This is a genomic window from Capilliphycus salinus ALCB114379, assembly GCF_047276495.1.
Classification (GTDB): domain Bacteria; phylum Cyanobacteriota; class Cyanobacteriia; order Cyanobacteriales; family Microcoleaceae; genus Capilliphycus; species Capilliphycus salinus.
In genome coordinates this window covers 1,868,063-1,892,424 of the sequence record NZ_CP178543.1, presented here as the reverse complement: position 1 = coordinate 1,892,424, position 24,362 = coordinate 1,868,063, and the positions used below count along the sequence as shown (strand labels likewise).

Here is a 24,362-nt window from a genome sequence, read left to right as displayed (position 1 = left end):
ATTGTTTATCCTAGCGCGATCACGCTACACCTTCACACAATTGTTATCCCAAAAATTGTGATCCCAAAAATTAAGCTAACATCGGATCGAGCTTTCCTTGGGCGTCTAACGCATGGATATCGTCACAACCGCCAACGTGTTGATCGTCGATAAAAATTTGCGGAACGGAACGGCGACCATTGGCGCGTTGACTCATCTTGTCTCGCGCTTCTTCATCCCCATCGATCACGTACTCGGTGAAGTCTACGCCTTTCTTTTTGAGGAGTGATTTCGCCCGGATACAGAAAGGACAGGAACTCCAAGTATAGATTTCTACTTGAGCGGCCATAATATTGTGAATTTGTGAGTAACGTTTCCTCATTTTAATCCCAAAGCGCGATCACATTCAACCAATCAACTGGTCAGGTGATAACTGGTCGCTGTTCACTGTTTATACCAATTCTTTATGAAACTGCATCTAAATTGATCCCCCCTTGCCCCCCTTAAAAAGGGGGGTGGCGTTCGCGGGGGGGATGCCTGACGGCACGCTACGCGAACAGAAAAAGTTGCATGATTAGAAAGAAATGGTATTAAATAACCTGACGTTCATTTAAAGGTTGAACGGGTCTAGCATTGACATTGTAATGAGAGCGAAAATATTCAATCTGTTCGTCTGAAACTTCAATTGGTTTTTCAAATACGATCCAGTTTACCCCTTCACTACAGGGCGGTGTTGTTAACGAACCGGTGTAATTAAAATAAACTTGTTCTTGAGGAGGTAACGCACTGGCATTAATTGCCACTCCACTAACAGGATTTTCTCGCGTTTCTTTCGGTACATGAGGCCATATACTGGAAATAAATCTATTTTTTGTTCCTTCTTCCATGAAAATTCCAATGACTGCTAATTCACCATCGGAACTTTGATGAACTAGATGCACTTCCATCGGATAAGATTTTCCATTTAACTGATGTTCGCTCGGCGAATGAAAGTGAAATTGCTTCAATTCATACTGTTTGTTATCAACTTTAATTGTACTTCCGGGTTCATACTCGACCTGAACGGTGTGACCTAGATTAATCACTCTTAGCGGCGTATAATCGTAACTAAATTCTATTTGGGGTTTCGGTGTTAAAGCTTCGGTGTCAATATTGATTGGAGATTGTTGCAGTCCGGTTTCACAAAGCGCAAAGTCTTCTTTTAACTCTCCCCAATTTTCCGGCCCAATTTCACCTTTATAGCCCCATTCGCCCATTTCTGGCTGACTGTTTGAACAAGCAACGGGAATAATTAGCACGGTAAAAAAGAAGATGAGAAAATAACTCATCCAACCTTTAATTCTGTTCATTTGAGGCTGCCTGTTAGTAAAGTTCGTATTTCAGTAAAGTGCAAGCAATCGTTCCATTGTAAACGGGAAGACGTTGCGCCGTTCTCAGTCCGACTTGCTTGGCTAGGGCTTTATTTCCAGTTAGAATGAATGCAGTCCACCCTTTGAAACGTTGCTTGAAAATATCTCCAAGCTGTTGATATAAATTTCCCAACTTTTTTACATCACCTAACCGTTCTCCATAGGGAGGATTGCAGATAATTATACCTTGATCTGCCGGCGGTTCGAGGTGAAATAATGTTGTTTGTGTCAGACGAATTTGATCTTCGACTCCACACTGTTGAGCATTATAACGCGCTTGAGCTAAGATTTCACCATCGCGATCGCATCCGGCTACAATTGCCTTTAACTCCGATAATTGACTCTTTTCCGCTTCTTGATACAGCGAGTCCCACAACTGGCCATCAAAATCCTGCCATTTCATAAACCCAAACGTCTCTCGAAACAGCCCCGGCGCCACGTTCAACCCCTTCAACGCCGCTTCTAGGGGTAACGTTCCCGAACCGCACATCGGGTCTAAAAAAGGCAGATTTGGCTGCCATTGCGCCATTTCTAGCAACGCTGCGGCTAAAGTTTCCTTCAGGGGCGCTTTCCCCACCGCCGGCCGATATCCCCGTCGATGTAAACTGTTTCCCGAACTATCTAAACTCAGAATTCCCCGATCTTGGTCAATGTGGAGATTAATCACAATATCGGGATCTTCGGTGTCAATGCTTGAACGTTCGCCCCACTGTTGACGCTGCTGATCGACTATTGCATTCTTGACCTGCAAGGCGCTAAAATGAGTGTGATTGAGCGAACGATTTCGACCCGTGCAGTGAACCGCGAAGGTCTGATCGGGTTTAATGTATTGTTCCCAAGAAATGCTTTGAGCGGCTTTGTAGAGTTGTTCGGCATCGGAACAAGAAAATTTATGAATCGGAACCAATACCCGAAAAATCGTCCTCGACCACAGATTCACCCGATAAAGCAATTCGCGATCGCCTTCAAAATATACTCCAGTATAATCGGGACGCACCGCCAAAGCACCTAAGCTTTCCAATTCTCGGGCTGCAACTAACTCCAAACTTCGGGCAACTTTGGCAAAATATTCGCTCATCAGATTCTCAGATTCATCGAGAGGGGACACACAACTAAACCAGAATACCCCAGATTGACCTTAACCCCACTCGACTTGAAAAGACTAAAGCGGTCAGACACACCGACCGCATCGAAAATCCTCACACCACACACACAGGAATGACATACAAATTCAGCAGAGACGTCATTTGTTGTTTTCAGAAAGGACACCGACGACTGGCCGTGTTTCGTCTCGGTGTCCTCACTGGTTCGCTCCTCACACGCTTGTAACTGTATCCAAACCATTATCCTTTTGTCAATACTCTCATCAGGATTTTTTCTTAAATTTTCCTAAAACCCCTCTGGGATAACGGTTTACAGTCACCAGTCACCAGTCACCAGTCACCAGTGAATAGGGAACAGGGAACAGGGGACAGGGGACAGGCAAAAGGCAGAAGTCAGAAGTCGTGAGGTCAGAAGTCGTGATGTCAGTCGTCAGAAGTCGTGATGTCAGTCGTCAGAAGTTACTGAAAACTGACAACTCTAATAACTGGTGACTGGTGACTGGTGACTGGTGACTGTAAACCCCGCTTCTGCTATTGGCTAAAACGGCGTATAGGTCACAGAAAAATAAACCCCCGCTTCTTGTAAAGAATTTTCGTCTCTATCATCAACTTCATTGAACGGAATGCCATAATCAATTCGAGCGTTAAACCGATCTCCTAAACGCAATTGTACACCCAATCCCGCCCCCGCAATCGTATCATTTTCTTGGCTGGCTTCCTCCTCAATATTCCAACCGCGACCCACATCAAAAAACGGCACAATTTGCAAAACATTTCCTTCCCCAAACCGAGCAATAGGAAACAAAACCTCAGCCGAGAAAAATACACCATTATCCGTTAATAAAACATCCTGACGATAGCCACGAACGCTTTGATAACCCCCCAACGGAAACTGTTCTAACGGTACTAACGCTCGGGTTGATAATTGTATATCCGATCGCACCACTAACAACGTATCTGGGGCTAATAATCGCACATATTGACCCTGACCCCGCCAATTAAAAAATCGACTATCGGGCGGTTGATCATTAATTGTCGCATCAAACGCACCCACTCCTAAACTAAATTGCGATCGCGCCGCCAACACCGATCGCGAAGTTCTTTGAGTATATTCTTGAAACAAACGAATCGCTGAAATTTTCGTACTTCCATCTTCTTCGGCACCCACAGAAAGCGGTTCTTCTTCTCCTAAAATCGTCGTTTGGCTATTTTCTCGCGATAGGGTTAAACCAACAGCAATATCTCGAATGGGAGTTTGATAAATCGGTTGACGAAAGGTTAAACCAAACCGATCCGAATCTCCCGTAATATCGAGGCGATCAAATGGTTCTTCGATCACTTCTGAATTGGTACCATAATAATCAAAACGAATTGTACCATTGCGGGCATTAATGGGAAAAGTATAGTTGATATCATAGCGATCGCTACCATCGGTATTCGTATAAGCCGTATTAATGCGATCGCCAAAGCCCAACAAATTCAAATGAGTGACACTCAAACCCCGACGAAAACTTCCCACACTGGGAATGCGACCATTATCAGCAATTAAGTCTACACTAAACGGATCAGCAGGCGTTACCGTGACCGTTAAAACGCTTAATTCCGGACGGGAACCCGCAGCCAATTCCGCAGAAATATTTTCAATTAATGGGTCGAGTTGTAACAGTTGTAAAGCGGTCAATAAACGGTTAACATTTAAAGGGGTTTTCGTTGCGATCGCGATGCGACTGCTCACATAACTCGGTCTTAAACGTCCGGTTCCGGTGACATTAATTTCTTCTAAACCGCCTTCAAGCAATCGAATTGTGATTACCCCATCTATCAGATTTTGACCTGCTGGAATAATCGCTCCAGAGTTAACAAAACCCGACTCAGTGTAAAATTGAGTTACCGCCGCTTCGGCTTGCAAAAGTTCAGCAAACGTAATCTCACGACCCACAAATTCAGCCGTAATTTCTGCTAATTCTGCATCAGTATAAGCGGTATTTCCAATAAACTCAAACCGTTCAATAATAATCGTATCCGGAATACCAGGAAGTTCTTCAGGCGTCGGAGGAACAACCGGGGGTTCGACCTCCAAAGGAGGGGGAGGAGAAGGTTGAGGAATGGGGATCGGCGTGGGAAGGGGTTCGGGGGGGTTAATGGGCTGAGGAATTTGAGCTAAACTTAGCGCCGGAGTTCCTATCAATATTAACAGGGATAATTTTAATCCCAGCAAGGGTAGTTTGGCAAGCTGCATATACTCAAGGATTTTATTATTCAAGATCAAGAATACGTCGATTTGACAACGAATGCCAAAAAATTTTTTTTGACGGATTTTGATTGAAACTTGAGCCGCAATTTCAGGCTTTTTACTCCCCTTTTTTTACAGACCGTTTTGGGAGTTCAATTTTCTTGAATCGGTTCTTTTGATAAAGGTTTGGGCGGCCGGGGTAAAGGTCTATTGTAAACCGTTTGGAGTTGCTTAATAGCAAGAATCAAACGCTTGAGATGAGGTTTGATGATTTCTTGGTGTTCGTAAGACAATTGATTGAGTTGGGCTTGCAGTTGTCCGAGATCAACATCCGGTTGATAAGGCGGAATGGGTTGTCCTTTTTGCAGGGCGGCGATCGCCTGTTGAATTTCATAAACTTGTCCGTTAACACCCTGCAAATGCTGTTGAGTTGTGGCAATTTCTTGATGCAATTGTTGTCGCATTTCTTCGAGCGCTATCGAAATGTTATCCTGAATAGAAGAAACATTTTCAGTTAAAATGGCGACCTGCTTGGCCCGGTAAGTGGTTTCCAGGGAGTCCTGATCGGGAAGTTGTTCCTGTTTCTCTCGCAGGGCGGCGATCTCCGCTGTTAGCTGTTGTCGGATCAGCCAAACGGCTCGGACTGCATTGCTTTCAAGCTGGTTCATCGACTGGTGAACTTCTGCAACCTCTTGCTGACAGCGTTCAACTTGCTGTTCGACTCGGTAGCGGTTGGCAACATTGAGCGAGAGGGCTACCGTTAAAGGGGCGACACCGTAGAAAGCTTGACCTGAGAGGGCGACCACCACCGAACCCACCGCAGAACTGAGTAAAGAAATGTATTCTGCTAGTTCCAACCAGTGTCGTTGTTTGAGTTTCTGCACAACTGCACCTGAAGAATTAGAATGGGATGGAGGCATAGCCTGATTCGGGATTGGATGCGATCGCCGTTGTTCGCGCTCGGAGAGTTCAGGAAACATGGTCTTGATCTCGATAGTATGAGGACTAAAGGCGGTTGAGTAGATGTCGAAAAAGAAGCTGTCTCTAACCTAGTTTAATTTGCCGGAGATGTCTATGCCTAAAATCGATACGGAAGTTCAAATATAAATTTCCACCCGTTGAAGCCACCCGTTAGCGAGCATCAACTCAAACACCAGTTCGATTATCCTTTAACCTAATTTTATTTGCCCAATGAAACCTGAAAATCCCAGTTTTTTCGAGAAAATCCGACCCATTTTGAGTGTAACAACCTTTGTGTTATTAGTAATTGGGGTTGGGTTTTTAAGTTTTAATTTTGTTTTGGCTTTAATCTCCAAATTCAGTTAAAACCCACCCGAATCCTAATGTAAAAATTTCCGAACTTGGTATTCGTAACTGTTAACAATTGGCATTTGTAAATCACCCATTTGCCGATCTAAAGCCTCCAAGTCCTCCAGAGGAATAGACTTCCATTGTTCGCGAGTTTCCCAACGAATGACCAAGACAATTTCTTCTTTTTGCGGATCGATCCAAGTTTCTTTTCCAATAAAACCCGGATACCGTTTGAGTCCTTGAGTCCAAACTTCCTCATCCCGCTTGAGAAAAGCTTCCCATTTTTCCCGAGGAACTTTCAACTGTAACCATTCAATCACCATTTCTATTCACACTCAATTCCATAAAAACTGCGGGAAAAGTAAACAATTTCCCCGATAAACATCCGGTTGACAAATGCCGTTATCAATGGATAATTGACAATTGATAATTGATCATTAATTAATGAGGTTTAAGACCTCTCCTTTCAAGGAGAAAAAAGAAAAATAATTAATTATCAATTATTGAATCAAGGCTTCTTCAAATATTGTCCGGCTAACCGCATCGCATCAGCCACATCGACATCCCCATCTCCATCCGCATCTAAAAAGCTACTGAGAACCGTATTAGAACCCCGTTGAGGATTTTGAGTCGAATTTCCGGTTTTTAACAAATTCAACACCAAAGGAACTAAACTGGGTAATAGACTTTGAATCATCGTCGCATCAATACCAGTCCGGCTAGAAATGGCCTGCGCCACCTGCGCCTGTTGTTGGGGAGAAAATAACGAAGCCACCGCTTGAGGATTAGTCCCCGTGCCGCTATAGTGATTAACAAAAGACTGCACGGAGTCATTTCCCTCGCTTGTCCGCTTCTGTTGCAAAGCAGAACGAACATAGCCACCCAAAACGGATAACGCCGCTTGAGTCGCCTGGGAGGAAACCCCCTGATTATTACTAAGCTGCTGTACCGTATTTAAAATGTCATCAAGCTGAGAGTTACTCGCCTCTCGGTTCGGATCGCTCAAAGCGCCAACAATTTGATCAAAAAGTCCCATAAGATTCCAAAGCAATTAACGGACTTGAACTTATTAACAATAGTTTACCCTATTCGTTCGGCTCATCAAAGCAACATCGGGTAAAATTTGTTTCCACCGACAAGACTTGCTACAATTGACCCAATCCCTACATCAACTCGTTATCCCTCCGGGTGTTGTCTGTCATCAGCCTAAAGTTGGGTATTAATACGGTTTTTCAGTCGAAATCTGTTTTTAATCCCATCGATCGCTCTGAACTGACTTAAAATTAAAATAATTCTTTCAAGCTGATTGCAACCTCACGGATGTCTCTAAGCGCCAAAACTCACAACCCTCACGCTCGCCCGACAGGAGTCGTCGGGTTACAACTGTCGTTATTCCATCGTCTAGGTATTCGGCAAAAAATCGGCTTGGGCTATGCGGTGGTGATTGGAATTGCAATGTTAGGTGCAATCACAAGCTTTATTGTCGAAGGATACTACAAAGGAAAGTTCAAAGATCAGTTTCCTATCGATCAAGAAAAAGCGCAAGTTTTAATTCGGATTAATCACAACGTCTTTGAACTCAAATCCAACCAAGAAGAATTGGTCGGATTAATCGATTCACCCACGTCGATTTCGGGCGATATTTCCGCCATTCGTTCGGGAATTTTTGAAATAAACCGTCAACTTCAACAGCTTAAATTTGTTCCAAAAACCGAAAATGAAGGCGTTCAAAACGATTATTTACAACTGCAAGAAATCTCCCAAAACTACACGGACAATCTACAAGTCTACGCCCAAAATCTAGAACAGATTTTACAGCGAATCGAACTCGGCAGAAGCGCCCCCACAACCCAACAACAACTGCGAAACGCTTTAATTCAGTTTAGTCAGAGTCCGGAAGCTCAAAACTTATATAATTTATCCGAAGAATCAATCGCGCTCACGGTCAGTTTAGAAAACCGCGTCGGTCAAGGATTAAAAGCCAGCGAAAAAGCAGAAACTCTCGGAAATCAAATTATATTTTTTAGCCTGTTAATTGCAGCATTTATCGGGTTAGTCTTAGCCGTTTATATCAGTTGGGTGATCGCATATCCCATCGGAACCATGATCAAAGTCGCCAATCAAGTCGGGGAGGAATCAGACTTTGCCATACAAATTCCGGTGACAACCGAAGACGAAATCGGAGAACTCACCGACGCCTTAAATCATCTGATTCAAAGAGTCGCAGAATACACCGAAGAACTCGAAAAAGCCAAATTTTTAGCCGAATCTGCCAACCGTTCTAAAAGTGTATTTTTAGCGAACATGAGCCACGAACTTAGAACCCCATTAAACGCGATCATTGGTTATAGCGAAATGCTGCACGATGAAGCGGACGATCTCGGTTATGAAGACTTTCTACCCGACTTAGAAAAAATTCAAACCGCCGGAAAACATCTGCGAGATATGATTAGCGATATCCTCGATATTTCCAAAATCGAAGCCGGTCACGTTACCCTTTATCTCGAAGATTTTGCAGTCGAAGAACAATTACTTCAAGACGTCGTAACCACCGCCAAACCCCTGGCTGAAAAGAACCGAAACGTCATTAAAATAGAAACCAAAAATGAAATTGGTCGGATGTACGCCGATTTACCCAAAGTTCGACAAATCCTTTTAAACTTACTCAGTAACGCTTGTAAATTTACTGAAAATGGTGTGATTACCATCTCCGTTAAACGGGTCAAAACCAAACCCCCATCCACTCGCCGAAACACCTCTTCAAGCAAAAGTCGTTTTGGAACCAATCAAATGCAACAATATCTCATTTTTCAGGTCAAAGATACCGGAATTGGGATGAGCGAAGAACAACAAAAAGTCATTTTTAAAGCCTTTACTCAAGCCGATGCTTCCACCACAAAACGCTTCGGGGGAACCGGCTTGGGACTCGCGATCAGTCAACGCTTGTGCGAAATATTAGGCGGTGGAATTACCGTCGAAAGCGAAGTTGGAAAAGGATCGACCTTTACCGTTTGGCTACCCGTTCATGTCAAAGCATAACCGACAAATAATTCTCAGACTGTTCACAGAGGACTGCGGTGATCCGTACCCCGGAGGGGAGGAACATTGTAAAGAACCCGGTTTCGAGGTAAGCTACAGTTTAAGAGTCGTCAATTGAGTAAATTTCTAGGTCATTCTTTTTGAATCTCCTAATTCTCAACGGGAAGTCAAACGTTCGGAAAATAGATTAATGATTTTCTTGCGAAAGTTCACCTCTATAAATACTCTCAAATCAACGGCTTGAGTCCTGATCCATCTATTTGGTGAACCCCGCAAATTCAACTCAATAAATTTTAGCGTTATAACCAAACGTTCCCTAAAAAATTTACTCCAATCTATTCAAAAAAAGGAGAAAAAAATCAATGCAACCTACCGATCAAAGTAAATTTACCGAAAAATCTTGGGAAGCAATAGTTCGCACTCCAGACATCGCCAAACAAGCCGAACAACAACAGATAGAAAGCGAACACTTAATGAAATCCCTACTCGGTGAAGAAGGACTCGCCGCCAGCTTATTAAATAAAACCGGCGTTTCCGTTCCCCAATTTCGAGAACGAGTAGAAGCATTCATTAACCGTCAGCCCAAAGTCAAAGGAAGCAGCACAAACATCTATTTAGGTCGCAGTTTAGACCTTCTGCTCGATCGCGCCGAAGCCTACCGCAAAGAGTACACCGACGAATATATAGCAATCGAACATTTGCTCTTAGCCTACACCCAAGACGATCGCTTTGGCAAATCCCTCTATCAAGAATTTAAACTAAATGAAGCCAAACTCAAACAAACCATCGCTCAAGTCCGAGGAAACCAAAAAGTGACAGACCAAAACCCAGAAGGAAAATATCAATCCCTCGAAAAATACGGGCGAGATCTCACCGAAGCCGCCCGTCAAGGAAAACTCGATCCCGTCATTGGACGAGATGACGAAATTCGTCGTACCATTCAAATTTTAAGCCGCAGAACCAAAAATAACCCCGTATTAATTGGCGAACCCGGAGTCGGAAAAACTGCGATCGCCGAAGGACTCGCTCAACGAATTGTCGCCGGAGATGTACCCCAATCTCTCAAAGATCGGCAACTCATTGCATTAGATATGGGTGCCTTAATTGCCGGGGCAAAATTCAGAGGAGAATTTGAAGAACGTCTCAAAGCAGTCCTCAAAGAAGTCACCGATTCTGAAGGAAAAATAATCCTGTTTATTGATGAAATTCACACCGTCGTCGGGGCGGGTGCAACCCAAGGCGCAATGGATGCCGGCAACTTATTAAAACCCATGTTAGCTCGCGGAGAATTGCGCTGTATTGGAGCGACAACCTTGGATGAATATCGCAAATATATCGAAAAAGATGCCGCCTTAGAACGGCGTTTTCAACAGGTCTATGTTGATCAGCCCAATGTCGCCGATACCATCTCGATTTTGCGGGGGTTAAAAGAGCGCTATGAAGTGCATCACGGCGTCAAAATTTCTGATAGTGCCTTAGTTGCGGCCGCCACCCTTTCTACTCGTTATATTAGCGATCGCTTTTTACCCGATAAAGCCATTGATTTGGTCGATGAGGCCGCAGCAAAATTAAAAATGGAGATTACCTCCAAACCCGAAGAACTCGACGAAATTGACCGCCGAATTTTGCAACTGGAAATGGAACGGTTATCGCTGCAAAAAGAAAGCGATCCCGCTTCAATTGAACGGTTAGAAAAGCTCGAAAAAGAACTTGCCGATCTCAAAGAAGAACAGCACGCTTTAAATGCTCAGTGGGATTCTGAAAAAAATGTGATTACTCATATTCAGTCGATTAAAGAAGAAATTGATCGGGTGAATATTGAAATTCAACAAGCCGAACGGAATTATGATCTTAACCGGGCGGCCGAGTTGAAATATGGCAAATTATCCCAGTTGCAAAAGCAGTTACAATCGGCAGAAACTCAACTCGAAGCTACCCAAACCAGCGGAAAAACTCTGTTGCGGGAAGAAGTAACCGAAGCCGATATCGCCGAAATTATTTCTAAGTGGACGGGAATTCCGATTAGTAAATTGGTCGAGTCGGAGAAAGAAAAACTGCTGAACCTCGAAAACGAATTGCATCAGCGAGTCATCGGACAAGAAGAAGCCGTCACCGCCGTCGCCGAAGCCATTCAGCGATCGCGGGCCGGGTTATCGGACCCGAAACGTCCGGTGGCCAGTTTTATCTTTCTCGGGCCAACGGGAGTCGGAAAAACTGAACTCGCCAAGACCTTAGCGGCTTATTTGTTTGATACCGAAGAGGCGATGGTGAGGATTGATATGTCCGAATACATGGAAAAACACGCCGTTTCCCGGTTAATTGGGGCGCCTCCGGGATATGTGGGGTACGATGAGGGCGGTCAGTTAACAGAAGCCATTCGCCGCCGTCCCTATGCGGTGATCTTGTTTGACGAAATTGAGAAAGCCCATCCCGATGTGTTTAATGTGATGTTGCAAATTCTCGATGATGGTCGCGTCACCGACAGTCAGGGTCACACCGTTGATTTTAAAAATAGTGTGATTATTATGACGAGTAATATTGGATCTCAGTATATTCTCGATGTTGCCGGTGATGATAGTCGCTACGATGAAATGCGAAGTCGGGTGATGGATGCGATGCGGACGAGTTTCCGACCGGAGTTTCTCAACCGAATTGATGAGATTATTATTTTTCATCCCCTGCAACGCCAACAACTGCAACACATTGTTCAGTTACAGGTTCAGCATTTGCGCGATCGCCTCGGTGATCGTAAAATGTCGTTAAAATTGTCCGATGTAGCGATTGACTTTGTGGCAGAAGTGGGGTTTGATCCGGTTTATGGGGCGCGTCCGTTGAAACGGGCGATTCAGCGAGAGTTGGAAACTCAGATCGCTAAGGGAATTTTGCGCGGAGAGTTCAACGATGGCGATACGATTTTTGTAGATGTTGAAAATGAACGGTTGACGTTTAAGCGGCTTCCTCCGGTTCAGTTGGTGAAAGTGCAGTAAGTTACATCAACCGATTGAATTATCTCGATGAGATTTAGCCAGGGGTACGGTACGCCGTACCCTCATTCTTTAGGTAGGGATAGTGATAGGGTTACTGTTCAAAAGCGGGATTTTTATCTGAAATAGAAGAAGAGTTGGGAAAGTTTGAAAAAAATATAGAGAATAGTCATCTATCTAGAAGCAGATAAGCTACAATCATTTTAGACCGTACAGAGTCTAATTCTCTACACTTAGATATATAACAAACTAGAGTTTTTTCTAATCATAAAAATGGCTTTTTGTCAACCGATAATATGACAGTTAATGAACTGCCATAAGAGAAAACACGGAGGTGGACAAACAGCAGTTATACCTGTAAGTGATCTGAGTGAAAAAATGAGTAAACTCAGCACTAAGCCGAGTTGATGTTATGGGGGAATGGTCTAAATTGACAGGTTGAGTTGCAAAATTTAGGGTTTGGGGTTGAAAGTCAAACTCTAGAAATAAGCTGAAGTATTCAAGAAGAAAAACACAGTAAAATTAAGCTAAATCCTCAACCCTCAGATAGAAATTTGATCCCTTTTAAGAGTAAAAGTGCTAAATTCAATTAAGGCGATCATTTTATATTTCTATCCGCGCCATCCCAAAGCTCAAAAAAAATGTAGAATAAACCCTCAAAAAACCGAATTCAGTTCGATTGAATTCGTCAAGCTTGTCCAATTATACTTGAGTATATATTTCTGGTAAATTGCTCAAAAGTCACTCAAAGCAGAGGCAAAATTAGAAGCCGGAACTCAAGTCATTCAAACCGAGGTTTGTTCTACAAAAAACCCACCTCCGACCCAAACAAACTTATCCATACTTTCAGGCAATCCTCCGAATTCTTTTTACGAGGATAGTCCGTCTTGAACGTCCTTTTTCAAACCTTAATCCAATGATGATTTCTAATTTAACCAATACCCAAACTTCCTCCTCTATAATGTCTGCAACAGAATTGTTGAAAAAACCGGGAACTTATCAAAACTCAACAAAAACCGACATTCTGGTTATTATCGATAGCCAAGTCGAAGATCAACAACACCTGATCGAAGGCATTATTCCCGGAACAAAAGTGATTCTTCTCGACGCTAGGCGAGACGGAGTTAGACAAATCACAAAAGTTATAAGAGAACATACAAATCTCTCAGAAATTCATCTAATTTCTCACGGTTCACCCGGCTGTTTACAACTGGGTAATACTCAACTCAACCCCGACACAATCCAACTTTACAGCGAGGAACTGAAAAGCTGGTCTGCAAACACCTTATTACTGTACGGTTGTCAGGTTGCAGCGGGAGATGTGGGGATTAAATTTATTGAAAAACTGCGCGAAAAAACCGGAGCAAAAATCGCCGCTTCCGCCAACAAAACCGGTTATTCTGGTCTGGGCGGAGATTGGGAATTAGAAGTCAAAACCGATGAGTTTGAAGTCACCTTAGCTCTAACTCCAGAAACCCAAGAAACTTATCGGTATGCTTTCCCCTTAGCGATTGAAAATCTAACAGTTGAGAGAGTCTCACCAGACAATGATAACGGCGGCGTTAGTTATACCGCTCCCGATATCAGAGTCGGCGCTCCCCAAGGAGCAGAGATAGAATATAACTTTCAACAAGGTGAAAACAATCTTCTCGTCGTCACCAGTTTTACCTCGGGACAAGAAGAATTTTTAGCCGGGGATATCCTCAACGACTTTGAATTGAGGCGAGTTGATAATGACAATGTTCAAGGTAGACGACAACTGCTTTGGTTTGAGCGAGAAAGCCAAACCGATACAGAACTCAACCTGCGACCCCCTTTTCCTCAAATTCCTGGGGATAATCCCGATGAGAGTCTGATGGAAGTCGCCTTATTTGATGACGTCATCAATATTGGTACGGATAATATTTTTGCCAATACCACCACCCTACCCGATCAAAATATCAACAATATTGAGCGGGTTGACTATATCTCAACAGACGGTTTACAAGCACCCCAAGAAAATTTGGACGAAGTTGGCTTTTTAATCCTAGAGCGGGGAGGAAACGATGCGTTTAAAATTGCACCCATTCTAGATGTCAACCCCCAGACCGGACTACCAACCGAATTTGGTAATTTAATAGAAATAGGAGCCGATCTTTGGGGTGTTGATGAGTCGATCACCCTCGATACTTCTGTTTTGCGGGCTGACGAACCGGATGAAGAACGTCTTCAGCGAAGAATCAACGTTGACGATCAAAATGTCGGCGGTGTTTATATCAGTTTTAGCGATCTCGGTATTGATCCCGGTCAACAATTCAATGGATACGCCTTGTTTGCGCCAGATGTTGACCAGACTCTTGATTTAGTAGACTTCGAGAGTTTTCCCACCGATACACCCGAACTACTCAACGAAGATCCGGGGGGAGGATTAGATTTAATTGCGGGTGGAGTCGTTTATGGTCGGACCTTCATCAACATTAACGATGTCACCGTTATCGAAGGCGAACAAGCTGAATTTACCGTTAATATTCCTGCTCCCCTCGATACAGATCTCACTGTAGAATATGCCACCAGCGATACCGATTTAGAGGGTACGGCGACGGCGACAGCAGGAGAAGATTACATTCCCATTCCAGACAGCACCTTTACCATTCCCGCAGGAGAAACAGAGGTTACGGTTCCCATAGAGACCTTAGCCGATGACATCACAGAACCAGACGAACAGTTTCGGGTGACTCTTACTAACCCCAGTCGGGGCTTCATCATCGATCGCGAAGGAATTGGTACAATTGTTGATGCGAGCGTACCGACGACAACCGTTAGCGGAAACGTCTTTAGAGATCTCAACGGCGACGACAGTCTCAGTCCGGATGAACCCGGTTTGGGAGGAATTGAAGTTGGCTTATTAATTGATACTCCGGCTAACATTGATGATGTGTACGCCACCGTTGAAACCAATCCCGATGGTAGCTACCAATTTGATAATGTTGTTCCGGGCGAATACATTGTTGAAGTCAATGCGGGTGACGAAGATATTCCCGGCGAGGGCATTTTAGGAACAGAAAATAACCTTCCGGTCACGGTTAATGGCGAGCAACCTGTTAACGGAATTAACTTTGGGTTCGATATAACCGCCGAAAATACCGCACCGGTTGCCCAACCCGATCCGTTAGAAACAGTAGCAGGCGAACCCGTTAGCGGCAATATACTCGAAAACGATACCGACCTAGACGGTAACATTGACCCGACAACCGTAGACCTCAACCCCGACACACCCGAACGGGAAACCACCCGGGAAATTCCGGATGTCGGTACTTACACCGTCGATGATACGGGCGTTGTCACCTTTGAACCCGTACCCGGTTTTACCGGAAACTCAACCATCAACTACACCGTACAGGATCAAGAAGGTGCAGTTTCCGAACCGACGGCGATCAACGTTACCGTTAACCCGCCGACAAACGTTCCACCGACTGCGGTTCCCGATGAAGGCGTCACCACAGAAGGCGAACCGGTCAGCATCGATGTACTCGAAAACGATACTGACCCCGCAGGTAACATTGACCCGACAACCGTAGACCTCAACCCCGATACACCCGAACGAGAAACCAGCCGGGTAGTTCCTGGCGTTGGAACCTACACCGTCGATGATACGGGCGTTGTTACCTTTGAACCCGAACCCGGCTTTACCGGACCCTCCACCATCAACTACACCGTAGAAGATCAAGAAGGTCAACCATCCGAACCGACGGCGATCAATGTTACCGTTAACCCGCCCGCAAACCTTCCACCCGATGCGGTTAACGATACGCAGACAACCGCCTTTGAAACCCCCGTTACCCTCAACGTTCTCGAAAACGATACCGACCCCGAAGGCGATCCGTTAACCATCGCCGACATCCAACAAGAAACCGAAAATGGCGGTAGTGTTGTCATTGACAACGGTCAGTTGATCTATACACCCCCCGCCGGTTTTTCTGGAGAAGACGAATTTACCTACACCGTTACCGACGGCGAAAACAGCGATACCGCCACCGTTAGCGTTGTCGTTGAACCCCAGGAAAACGTTCCGCCCAACGCCGTTCCCGATCAAGGACTAACAACCGCAGGCGAACCGGTTAGCATCAATGTACTCGAAAACGATAACGACCCCGTTGGTAACATTGACCCGACAACCGTAGACCTCAACCCCGATACACCCGAACAAGAAACCACTCGGGAAGTTCCAGGAGTTGGGACCTACACCGTCGATGATACGGGCGTTGTCACCTTTGAACCCGAACCCGGCTTTACCGGACCCTCCACCATCAACTACACCGTAGAGGATGAAGAAGGTCAACCTTCCGAACCGACGGCGATCAACGTTACCGTTAACCCACCGACAAACGTTCCGCCCAACGCCGTTCCCGATCAAGGCGTCACCACAGAAGGGGAACCGGTCAGCATCGATGTACTCGAAAACGATAACGACCCCGTTGGTAACATTGACCCGACAACCGTAGACCTCAACCCCGATACACCCGAACAAGAAACCACTCGGGAAGTTCCAGGAGTTGGGACCTACACCGTCGATGATACGGGCGTTGTCACCTTTGAACCCGAACCCGGCTTTACCGGACCCTCCACCATCAACTACACCGTAGAAGATCAAGAAGGTCAACCTTCCGAACCGACGGCGATCAATGTTACCGTTAACCCCCCCGCAAACGTTCCGCCGACAGCAACCGACGAGAACGTGAACACCCCCTTTGAAACTGCGGTAACATTCAACCTGGCGGATAATGTTAGCGATCCCGATGGAAACCTCGACCTCAGCAGCATTGACTTACAACCCACCACACCCGAAATAGACCAACAGGTTGTTTTACCCGAGGGAACATTGACAGTTAACGATCAAGCCGAAGGTACTTTTCAACCCGAGGAAGACTTTAGCGGAACTGTAAGCGTTCCTTACACCGTCGCCGATGCACAAGGTGCAACTTCAGAACCGGCTGATATTTCCGTGACCGTCAGCCCCGACGCCAACGAACCTCCCAACGCAGAGGATGTTGAAAGTTCCTCTATTGTCAACGTCAGCAACCCCATTCCTCTACCGTTGTCTACGGCGAACTTTGCCGACCCCGACGGTATCGTAGAAACCATTAGTTTTACATTACCCGATGTCTCACAAGGTCTGCTGTTGTTGGATGGTGTTCCCGTCACAGACCCGGTTGAAGTTCAACGGTTAACCCCCGATCAACTCGATAACCTGAGTTTCCGTCCGAGTGTCGGGTTTACCGGGAATGCTTCGTTTACCTATCAGGTTACAGACAATGATGGGGCGACTTCAAATGCAGCTAATGTCACCGTTCCCGTTATCCCGCTTTCGGTTCCCAATGTACCCCCAACGACCGAACCCCCTCAACCGCAACCCCAACCGCAACCCCAACCGCAACCTCAACCGGAACCTCCCACTGAACCCTCGGAGAACTTACCCCCAGAAGCCGATAATGAGACAGAAACCATTATTAACGATGGGACTCCTTCTGTTATCCCTGGGTTAACGGCAACAGACCCCGATGGTAGTATTAATTTTTACACCATCACCAGTTTACCTCCCAACGGTACACTGTTCATTGACGGTGAAGAAGCCACCCCAGATCAAGTTCAACGTCTGACTCCCCAACAAGCCGGACAGCTTACCTTTGAACCCGATCCCGAGTTTACCGGTGATGTCAGCTTTACTTATACGGCTACAGATAATGACGGGGTTGTTTCTAATGAAGCGCTGGTTCGACTCAATGTAGAACAAGATGATTCTATTCCTCGCCAAGAACCTATTGATGATGGCGGCTGTGACTGTCCTCCCTTACCTGATTTTGGAGCCGTTCCTTTACCCGAACGTCTCGGTTTAACTCCTCAGTCGGCGTCGGAGTCCAATATTATTCGGGGTACCAACCAGAGTGATACCTTACCCGGAACCCCCACCAGTGATGTTGTACTTACCTTTGACGGAGATGATATGGTCGCAGCCTTTAACGGCGGTGATACCGTTTATGGCGGTGTTGATAATGACCTCTACTTTGGCGATGATGGTAACGATTATCTCCTGGGATCTGAAGGTAATGACACTATTATCAGCAGTAACGGTATTGGAGATTTAGCAGCAACCGCCAACTCCGAAAACAATGATTCTGTCTACGGTCATCAAAACAGTGATTTACTCCAAGGTGGTCCCGGTGCAGACATGATCTATAGCGGTAAGCAAGATGACTTCACCTATGGCGGAAAAAACAATGATATGGTCTGGGGTGATTTGGGAACGGATACCCTCTACGGCGATAATGGCAATGATACGATGATCGGTGACACCGCCGATGAAAATGAGGTCGAAGGTCAACGGGGTTTGGCCGGTATGGTTGATTTCATGTGGGGCGGCTCTGGCGATGACCTGATGAATGGCGGTCGCAGTAATGATACTCTCAGCGGTGGGGTTGGTAATGATACCGTTCGCGGCGGGAAAGAAGATGATCTCGTCTACGGAGAAGCCGGAAATGATCTCATGTACGGAGATTTGGGCAATGACCAACTCTGTGGTAATGAGGGCGATGATATACTTTATGGCGATATCAACGACAACGAAACTTTCGTAGAGACTCCCGCACGGGATACGCTCTGTGGCGGTACGGGTAATGATATTCTGTATGGAAATCAAGATTCCGATCGTCTCTGTGGTGGCGAAGACAGTGATACTCTCTTTGGTGGCTTGGGTGAAGATACCTTGGCCGGTGAACAGGGCGATGATTGGTTGTTTGGCGATGAAGGGAATGATTTGATTTCTGGCGGAAGTGGTACCGATCGCTTTATTCTGTTCTCGGGTAGCGGTACGGACACTATCCAAGATTTCCAAGTCGGTACCGATTTGATTGCTTTGGGTGGCGGTTTGACTGTTGAACAGTTGACCCTCACTCAAAGTGGAACTTCAACCGCGATCAGTCTCGACGGTCAACAGTTGGCTATTCTTAATGATGTACAGGTAACTGCTTTGACATCTAATAGCTTTACCGCTTTTGTTGGCTAACTTGCTCTATCTTGTCCGGTTGATATCGACATATCGATCGGACATGATGTCACTCTAGTGCGATTTGTTCAGCCGAAACCTAAAAATAGGGGGATGGCTGGCATTTGCATAGTAATTTTACAACGATTGAAGGCTTGGCCGGCGATCGCATCTGGCGGACAGCCTGTTGGGGTGGTTTTGGGAGCGTACTCCGAGACAATCAAACCCCATCTGGCAAATCTGAGCATCCACATTGCTGACAACCAACGCTCGTCAACGGGAATGGCGAGTTCGATCCGCTGCGGCTTGCGGGAGATACTGACTATTTCACCGGAACTCGATGCAATTGTTCTGATGGTGTGCGATCAACCGTTTGTTTCATCGGATTTAATTCGTTAATTGATTTGTGGATATCAAACCTCAAATTCTGCGATTGTTGCTTCTGAATACGCCGGCGTTTTGGGTGTTCCGGCTTGATTTGACCGAACCTTTTTCTCAGAATTATTCCAACTTCGCGCAGATGTGGGTGCAAAATCAATCATTCGCCAGCATCGCTCCCGTTGTTTGGGGATTCCCTTTCCAGAAGGAGCCATCGATCTCGACATCCCTCAACACCTGGATATTCTTTAAATCCGAATCGTTATGTCAAGTCAATCTTAAGATTTGGCGAACGGGTGTTTATGATAACAAAAATTGATTTGGAAAAATTCTAGAGTTTGAGTTTATAATTCTAAAAAGCTTCATCAACCTCGTTGCTTTATTAATCAATCTATGGATTGTCGTCTATCTACCTTTTCAGTCGTGGGTGCAGCAACAGTTTTTTGTCTGACTCCACTGGCAACTGTGGCACAAATTGTCCCCGATAACACATTGGGTAATGAAAACTCCGTTGTTACTCCTAATGTTAACATTCGCGGAATTGATAGCACGCGCATTGACGGGGGAGCGGTTAGGGGTGGGAACTTATTTCATAGCTTTCAAGAGTTTAACATCAGAGAAGGACGGGGGGCGTACTTTTCCAACCCCGATAATATTGTTAATATTTTAACTCGGGTTACGGGCGGAAATGTCTCGGAAATTTTGGGAACGTTGGGAGTTTTGGGAAATGCCAATTTATTTTTAATTAATCCCAATGGAATAGTATTCGGGCCGAATGCACGGTTAGATGTAGGCGGTTCATTTTTTGCCTCTACAGCCGATGGAATCTTATTTGAAAATGGTGTTGAATTTGCAGCCAGTAATCCCGAAGCACCGCCTTTATTAACGATTAATATGCCGTTGGGATTGAATATTCGAGAAAATCCCGGAACAATTGTTAATCAAGCCGCACCCCAACTGGTTCGACCCGATGGGAGTGCGTTAAGAAATGATGCAGGGTTTTTGATTTCTCAAGGTTTAAATGTTCCTCAAAATCAAACTTTAGCATTGGTTGGGGGAGATGTATTATTTAATAATGGCTTTGCAATTTCTCCAGGAAGTCGAATTCAATTGGGGGGATTATCAGAACCGGGAATTATTCAAATTAACCCCGATAATAGTTTAACCTTTCCCGATAATATTCAACGGGGAAATGTAGCGTTAACCAATGAATCAGAAATTAACGTTCGTGGAAATGGGGGCGGAGACGTTAATATTAATGCGAGAAATGTTGAGATATCTGGTGATAGCGTTATTCGAGTGGGAATTGATGAAGGTTTAGGGTTTCTAGAAGCAAAAACTGGAGATATTAATATTAACGCTCAGGAAAATATTCTCCTAACAGGTGCAAGCAGTTCAATTACCAATAGAATAAATTTGGGTGGAACAGGTCTATCTGGAAACATTAACATCACAGCTAATTCACTGTCAATAAATGGTGGTGCTTTTATCAGCACTTCTATTTTAGGAAACGGAAACGCAGGGAATATCAATGTCAAAGCCGCATCGGTTGAAATTGCTGGTACTTCTGCTGATGGTGAATTTCCGAGTGCTTTGATTGCAGGTTTAAGTGAGACAGGTATGGGTAATGGAGGAAATATTACAATAGAAACAGGACAATTTAGATTAACAGAAGGCGGGGAAATTCTCAACGGTAGTTTTGGACAAGGAAATGCGGGTTCAACCTCAATTTTTGCAACAGACTTTGTGGAGTTATCGACTGGTAATATATTTAATAGAATTGGAGAAAATGTAGTTGGAGATGGGGGCAATATTGAAATTTCAACCCCATCGCTAAATGCAACAAATGGAGAGATTATATCGAGTACATCAGGTAACGGAAACGCAGGAAATATTTATCTTGAAGCACAGAACATCAACTTTTCAAATTCTATTGTAACGGGCGAAACTTCTGGAACGGGTAACATCGGAAATATTACTATCAATACGGGAACTTTGATGCTTCGCGATGGTGCTGATATTCGGCTTGATGTTAACCGAGAAGCAACAGGTTCAACCGGGAATATAACCGTTAACGCTTCCGAATCTGTAGAGATAATAGGCGTTTCACCGACTGGTGTTAGAAGTCGAATCAACACCCGAACATTTGGCAATGGTAATGCAGGAAGCGTTATTATTAATACTCCTAGATTAGCCGTTCGGAATGGAGGTACTATCTTTGCGACAACCTTCGACATCGGACAAGCAGGAGACATAATTATTAATGCTTCAGAATCCGTTGAAGTCAGTGGAGGAAGTCCCGTTCAATTTGATCTAGATTCCGTTGAATTTGTTCTAGAACCTTCGATTAATCCTGAAGATATAACCGCATCTTTTAGCAACATATCAACAGGGAGTTCTCGTGGAGAAGGAAGGGCAGGAAGTGTTTTCATCACGACAAATCAACTGACAATTCGAGAGGGAGGACAAATAGGAACTTCTGCTTTAGGAAGGGGGAGTTCAGGTTTGGTAGAAGTCAAAGCCAATGAAGTAGAGATAGCAGGACAGTTGAATATTGATGGAGGCGCCTCAATAAGTAGCTTAGATGTTTTTACAAACGGTACAGGAACCGCAGGAACTCTCAATTTAGAAACTGGACGATTAACCATTCTAGATGGAGGTCAAATATCAGTAACCAGTGTAAACGGCAGTAGTGCTGGCTCTATCAATATTAAAGCTTCTGTTGTTGAATTAATTGGTGATCAAAGGTTTTCCAGTGTAATTGGAGAGAGAATACTTCCCAGTCAAATTGCTGTAACAACAGGTAGGATACCAGACGAAACATCTCCTAATATAGAATTGAGCGGTACTAGCGTGGGAAGTATCACACTCGAAACAGACCAATTAAGAATACTCAACGGAGCGCAGATATCAACTTTTTCAGGGGATGTCGGCAGTTCGGGTTCAATTGATATTCGTGCAAATAGTATCGAAATTAGTGGCAGGGGAACTCAAGCGACTACTTCATTCACAGGAGAACCTTCAACACGGGGTAGTCAAATTGTCGCTCAAGCGGGTAAAGGAGGTAACACCGGAGATATTTCAATTACCGCACAGACATTAGTCGGAATTGATGGAGCATTGATTAACACTTTTAGTTCGGGAACGGGTTCTTCAGGTTCGATTAGTATACAATCTCAACAGGTGTTATTTGATGATCAGGTTAATATTTCTAGTGCAACGTTTGGTGCGGGTAATGGAGGAGATCTTACCATTGAAACTGAAAAACTTACAATGCTGAATAATTCTAGAATTTTTTCAGGAATTAGTTTACCCATTGAATCAGAAAATACTACTGTTGAAATGCCACCGAATCGCCGAGGAGGAACAGTCTTCATTCAAGCCTCGGATTCAGTTATTCTTGACGGGGAAGGAACATTTATTATGGTTGGAGTTAATGAAGAAGGAGCTATAGGAAATGGCGGAAATATCATTATTGAAACCGGACATTTAACTGTGAGCAATCAAGCTTTCTTGTCTACATCAACTCTCGGAAAGGGCAATGCGGGTTCGGTGAATGTACAGGCTGAAAATATTGAGTTAAGAAATAGGTCTTTTATCCTTGCGGACGTTTCCGAAACTGGAGTGGGTAATGGGGGAGATATTACCATTGAAACCGGACGTTTAACCGTGAGCAATCGAGCTTCATTATCTACAGGAACTTTAGGAAATGGAGATGCAGGTTCGGTGAACATACAAGCCGAAAATATTGAATTAATAGATAGTTCTTTTATCTTTGCGAACGTTTCCGAAACGGGAGTCGGAAATGGGGGAACGGTTGCTGTTGATGCAGAAACTTTAACGGTTAGAAATCAATCTGCTATTAGAGTAGGTAGTCAGAGTAGTAGAGGTAATCCCGGAAATATAGACGTGAGTGCTTCCCAAGTTCGCTTAGAACAAGCATTTCTACTTGCAGACTCAGTAACAGGTCAAGGGGGAAATATTACTATTAATTCTCCCGATATTAGCGTGCGGCGTCAAAGCGCAATTTCAGCAGCCGGAAGTCAAAGCGGTCAAACGTTTGATGGAAATATTGATATTAATTCTAATTTTTTAGTGTTGTTGGAAAATAGCCAAATTGTTACCAACGCTTTTGACCCAACGGGTGGAAGCAATATTAATATCCGTCCTTTTGAAAATTCGGAACTGGGACTTCTCCAATCTCAAAATAGCACCATCAATGCAGCCGGAGAACTGTCTATCGATACAACTCTCAATTTTGACCCCCCAGAATCATTAGAAGTTGAGGTTGTTGACCCGGCTGAATTAATCGCCCAAGACCCCTGCAAACAGAGGGGAACTAGCGAATTTGTGATCACGGGTCGGGGAGGAATTGCACCGAATCCCGTTCAAGATTCATCAACAATTCCCCGGTTAGTTGAATTACAATCTCCCCTGATTGAACCTGTTATTTCTCAATCCAATAATTTATCACAACGTCCTCAACAACAATCGCAAAAACGAGAAAATAATACCGTTGATTCAAGAACGATTGTTCCGGCGAGGGGATGGATAAGAACCGAAGAAGGGGAGGTGATTTTGGTGAGTTACGACCCGACAAATACGGGAGTTCAGCGTCAACAATCCCCAATCAATCAATGCAATCCCAATCCCGAGTAAAAAACATCCATATTGGTAGCAGTTCAAAAAAAATTAGTTTAGTTTTTAAAAACTTTTTCGATTTGTTCGTTCATCGTTTGATCACGCTGATCAACCTGGCTTGCATCTGCACTTGGCTCGACTTTACTTTTTTTGAAATGCGGTTACTTTTTTCATAAGTTTCAATATTTTTATGTATATTTTATACTGAAAATTTTTTGGGGTTAAATATTATTTATCGTTTAAAATTTCATTACAACTATTGGTAAG

Annotated in this window: 13 protein-coding genes; 5 read left to right on the top strand and 8 right to left on the bottom strand. The window is 44.4% G+C overall.

Annotation, left to right across the window (positions count from 1 at the left end):
- Positions 1-70 precede the first annotated feature (70 nt).
- The 7 genes from grxC to ACL6C3_RS07760 form a co-directional block, all read right to left on the bottom strand.
- Positions 71-328, bottom strand: a complete 258-nt coding sequence (gene grxC / locus ACL6C3_RS07790; RefSeq protein ID WP_413168280.1) for a glutaredoxin 3 — start codon at positions 326-328, stop codon at positions 71-73.
- A 241-nt stretch (positions 329-569) separates the two neighbouring features.
- The gene (locus ACL6C3_RS07785; RefSeq protein ID WP_413166595.1) at positions 570-1,328 is read right to left on the bottom strand and encodes a carbonic anhydrase; all 759 of its coding nucleotides are present in this window, start codon (positions 1,326-1,328) and stop codon (positions 570-572) included.
- A 13-nt stretch (positions 1,329-1,341) separates the two neighbouring features.
- Positions 1,342-2,466: a THUMP domain-containing class I SAM-dependent RNA methyltransferase gene (locus ACL6C3_RS07780; protein WP_413166594.1), complete on the bottom strand. Its 1,125-nt coding sequence runs from the start codon at positions 2,464-2,466 to the stop codon at positions 1,342-1,344.
- A gap of 563 nt (positions 2,467-3,029) precedes the next feature.
- A complete protein-coding gene (locus ACL6C3_RS07775) occupies positions 3,030-4,730 on the bottom strand; it encodes a ShlB/FhaC/HecB family hemolysin secretion/activation protein (RefSeq protein ID WP_413166593.1) in 1,701 nt (566 codons plus the stop codon).
- A 146-nt stretch (positions 4,731-4,876) separates the two neighbouring features.
- Positions 4,877-5,704: a hypothetical protein gene (locus ACL6C3_RS07770; protein WP_413166592.1), complete on the bottom strand. Its 828-nt coding sequence runs from the start codon at positions 5,702-5,704 to the stop codon at positions 4,877-4,879.
- 360 nt (positions 5,705-6,064) lie between these two features.
- Complete coding sequence (locus ACL6C3_RS07765; RefSeq protein ID WP_413166591.1) at positions 6,065-6,358, bottom strand: TIGR03792 family protein; 294 nt, start codon at positions 6,356-6,358, stop codon at positions 6,065-6,067.
- A gap of 185 nt (positions 6,359-6,543) precedes the next feature.
- On the bottom strand, positions 6,544-7,071 hold the full coding sequence (locus ACL6C3_RS07760) for a DUF937 domain-containing protein (protein WP_413166590.1): 528 nt from the start codon (positions 7,069-7,071) through the stop codon (positions 6,544-6,546).
- Between the two features lie 284 nt (positions 7,072-7,355).
- On the opposite strand from ACL6C3_RS07760, the gene ACL6C3_RS07755 reads away from it, so the two are divergent.
- The 4 genes from ACL6C3_RS07755 (at position 7,356) to ACL6C3_RS07740 (ending at position 19,475) form a co-directional block, all read left to right on the top strand.
- Positions 7,356-9,074, top strand: coding sequence for an ATP-binding protein (locus tag ACL6C3_RS07755; RefSeq protein ID WP_413166589.1), 1,719 nt, complete (start codon positions 7,356-7,358; stop codon positions 9,072-9,074).
- A 362-nt stretch (positions 9,075-9,436) separates the two neighbouring features.
- Positions 9,437-12,061 carry an ATP-dependent chaperone ClpB gene (gene clpB / locus ACL6C3_RS07750; protein WP_413166588.1) on the top strand — a complete coding sequence of 875 codons (2,625 nt, stop codon included), beginning with the start codon at positions 9,437-9,439 and terminating at the stop codon, positions 12,059-12,061.
- Between the two features lie 913 nt (positions 12,062-12,974).
- Complete coding sequence (locus tag ACL6C3_RS07745; RefSeq protein WP_413166587.1) at positions 12,975-19,097, top strand: Ig-like domain-containing protein; 6,123 nt, start codon at positions 12,975-12,977, stop codon at positions 19,095-19,097.
- Positions 19,098-19,190: 93 nt separating this feature from the next.
- Entirely contained in the window at positions 19,191-19,475 is a 285-nt protein-coding gene (locus ACL6C3_RS07740) for a nucleotidyltransferase family protein (RefSeq protein ID WP_413166586.1), read from the top strand.
- Between the two features lie 14 nt (positions 19,476-19,489).
- On the opposite strand, the gene ACL6C3_RS07735 is transcribed toward ACL6C3_RS07740, so the two are convergent.
- A complete protein-coding gene (locus ACL6C3_RS07735; RefSeq protein WP_413166585.1) occupies positions 19,490-19,669 on the bottom strand; it encodes a hypothetical protein in 180 nt (59 codons plus the stop codon).
- Positions 19,670-19,847: 178 nt separating this feature from the next.
- Here ACL6C3_RS07735 and ACL6C3_RS07730 point away from each other — a divergent pair, with 178 nt between their 5' ends.
- Positions 19,848-24,113: a filamentous hemagglutinin N-terminal domain-containing protein gene (locus ACL6C3_RS07730; protein WP_413166584.1), complete on the top strand. Its 4,266-nt coding sequence runs from the start codon at positions 19,848-19,850 to the stop codon at positions 24,111-24,113.
- Positions 24,114-24,362: the final 249 nt, after the last annotated feature.

Bases quoted from the DNA above. Each gene is read 5' to 3' on its own strand.
- ACL6C3_RS07770 (WP_413166592.1), bottom strand. From the start codon at position 5,704: ATGTTTCCTGAACTCTCCGAGCGCGAACAACGGCGATCGCATCCAATC.
- grxC (WP_413168280.1), bottom strand. From the start codon at position 328: ATGGCCGCTCAAGTAGAAATCTATACTTGGAGTTCCTGTCCTTTCTGT.
- ACL6C3_RS07730 (WP_413166584.1), top strand. From the start codon at position 19,848: ATGGATTGTCGTCTATCTACCTTTTCAGTCGTGGGTGCAGCAACAGTT.
- ACL6C3_RS07780 (WP_413166594.1), bottom strand. From the start codon at position 2,466: ATGAGCGAATATTTTGCCAAAGTTGCCCGAAGTTTGGAGTTAGTTGCA.
- ACL6C3_RS07785 (WP_413166595.1), bottom strand. From the start codon at position 1,328: ATGAACAGAATTAAAGGTTGGATGAGTTATTTTCTCATCTTCTTTTTT.
- ACL6C3_RS07760 (WP_413166590.1), bottom strand. From the start codon at position 7,071: ATGGGACTTTTTGATCAAATTGTTGGCGCTTTGAGCGATCCGAACCGA.
- ACL6C3_RS07735 (WP_413166585.1), bottom strand. From the start codon at position 19,669: ATGGCTCCTTCTGGAAAGGGAATCCCCAAACAACGGGAGCGATGCTGG.
- ACL6C3_RS07740 (WP_413166586.1), top strand. From the start codon at position 19,191: ATGGCTGGCATTTGCATAGTAATTTTACAACGATTGAAGGCTTGGCCG.
- ACL6C3_RS07765 (WP_413166591.1), bottom strand. From the start codon at position 6,358: ATGGTGATTGAATGGTTACAGTTGAAAGTTCCTCGGGAAAAATGGGAA.
- ACL6C3_RS07745 (WP_413166587.1), top strand. From the start codon at position 12,975: ATGATGATTTCTAATTTAACCAATACCCAAACTTCCTCCTCTATAATG.
- ACL6C3_RS07775 (WP_413166593.1), bottom strand. From the start codon at position 4,730: ATGCAGCTTGCCAAACTACCCTTGCTGGGATTAAAATTATCCCTGTTA.
- ACL6C3_RS07755 (WP_413166589.1), top strand. From the start codon at position 7,356: ATGTCTCTAAGCGCCAAAACTCACAACCCTCACGCTCGCCCGACAGGA.
- clpB (WP_413166588.1), top strand. From the start codon at position 9,437: ATGCAACCTACCGATCAAAGTAAATTTACCGAAAAATCTTGGGAAGCA.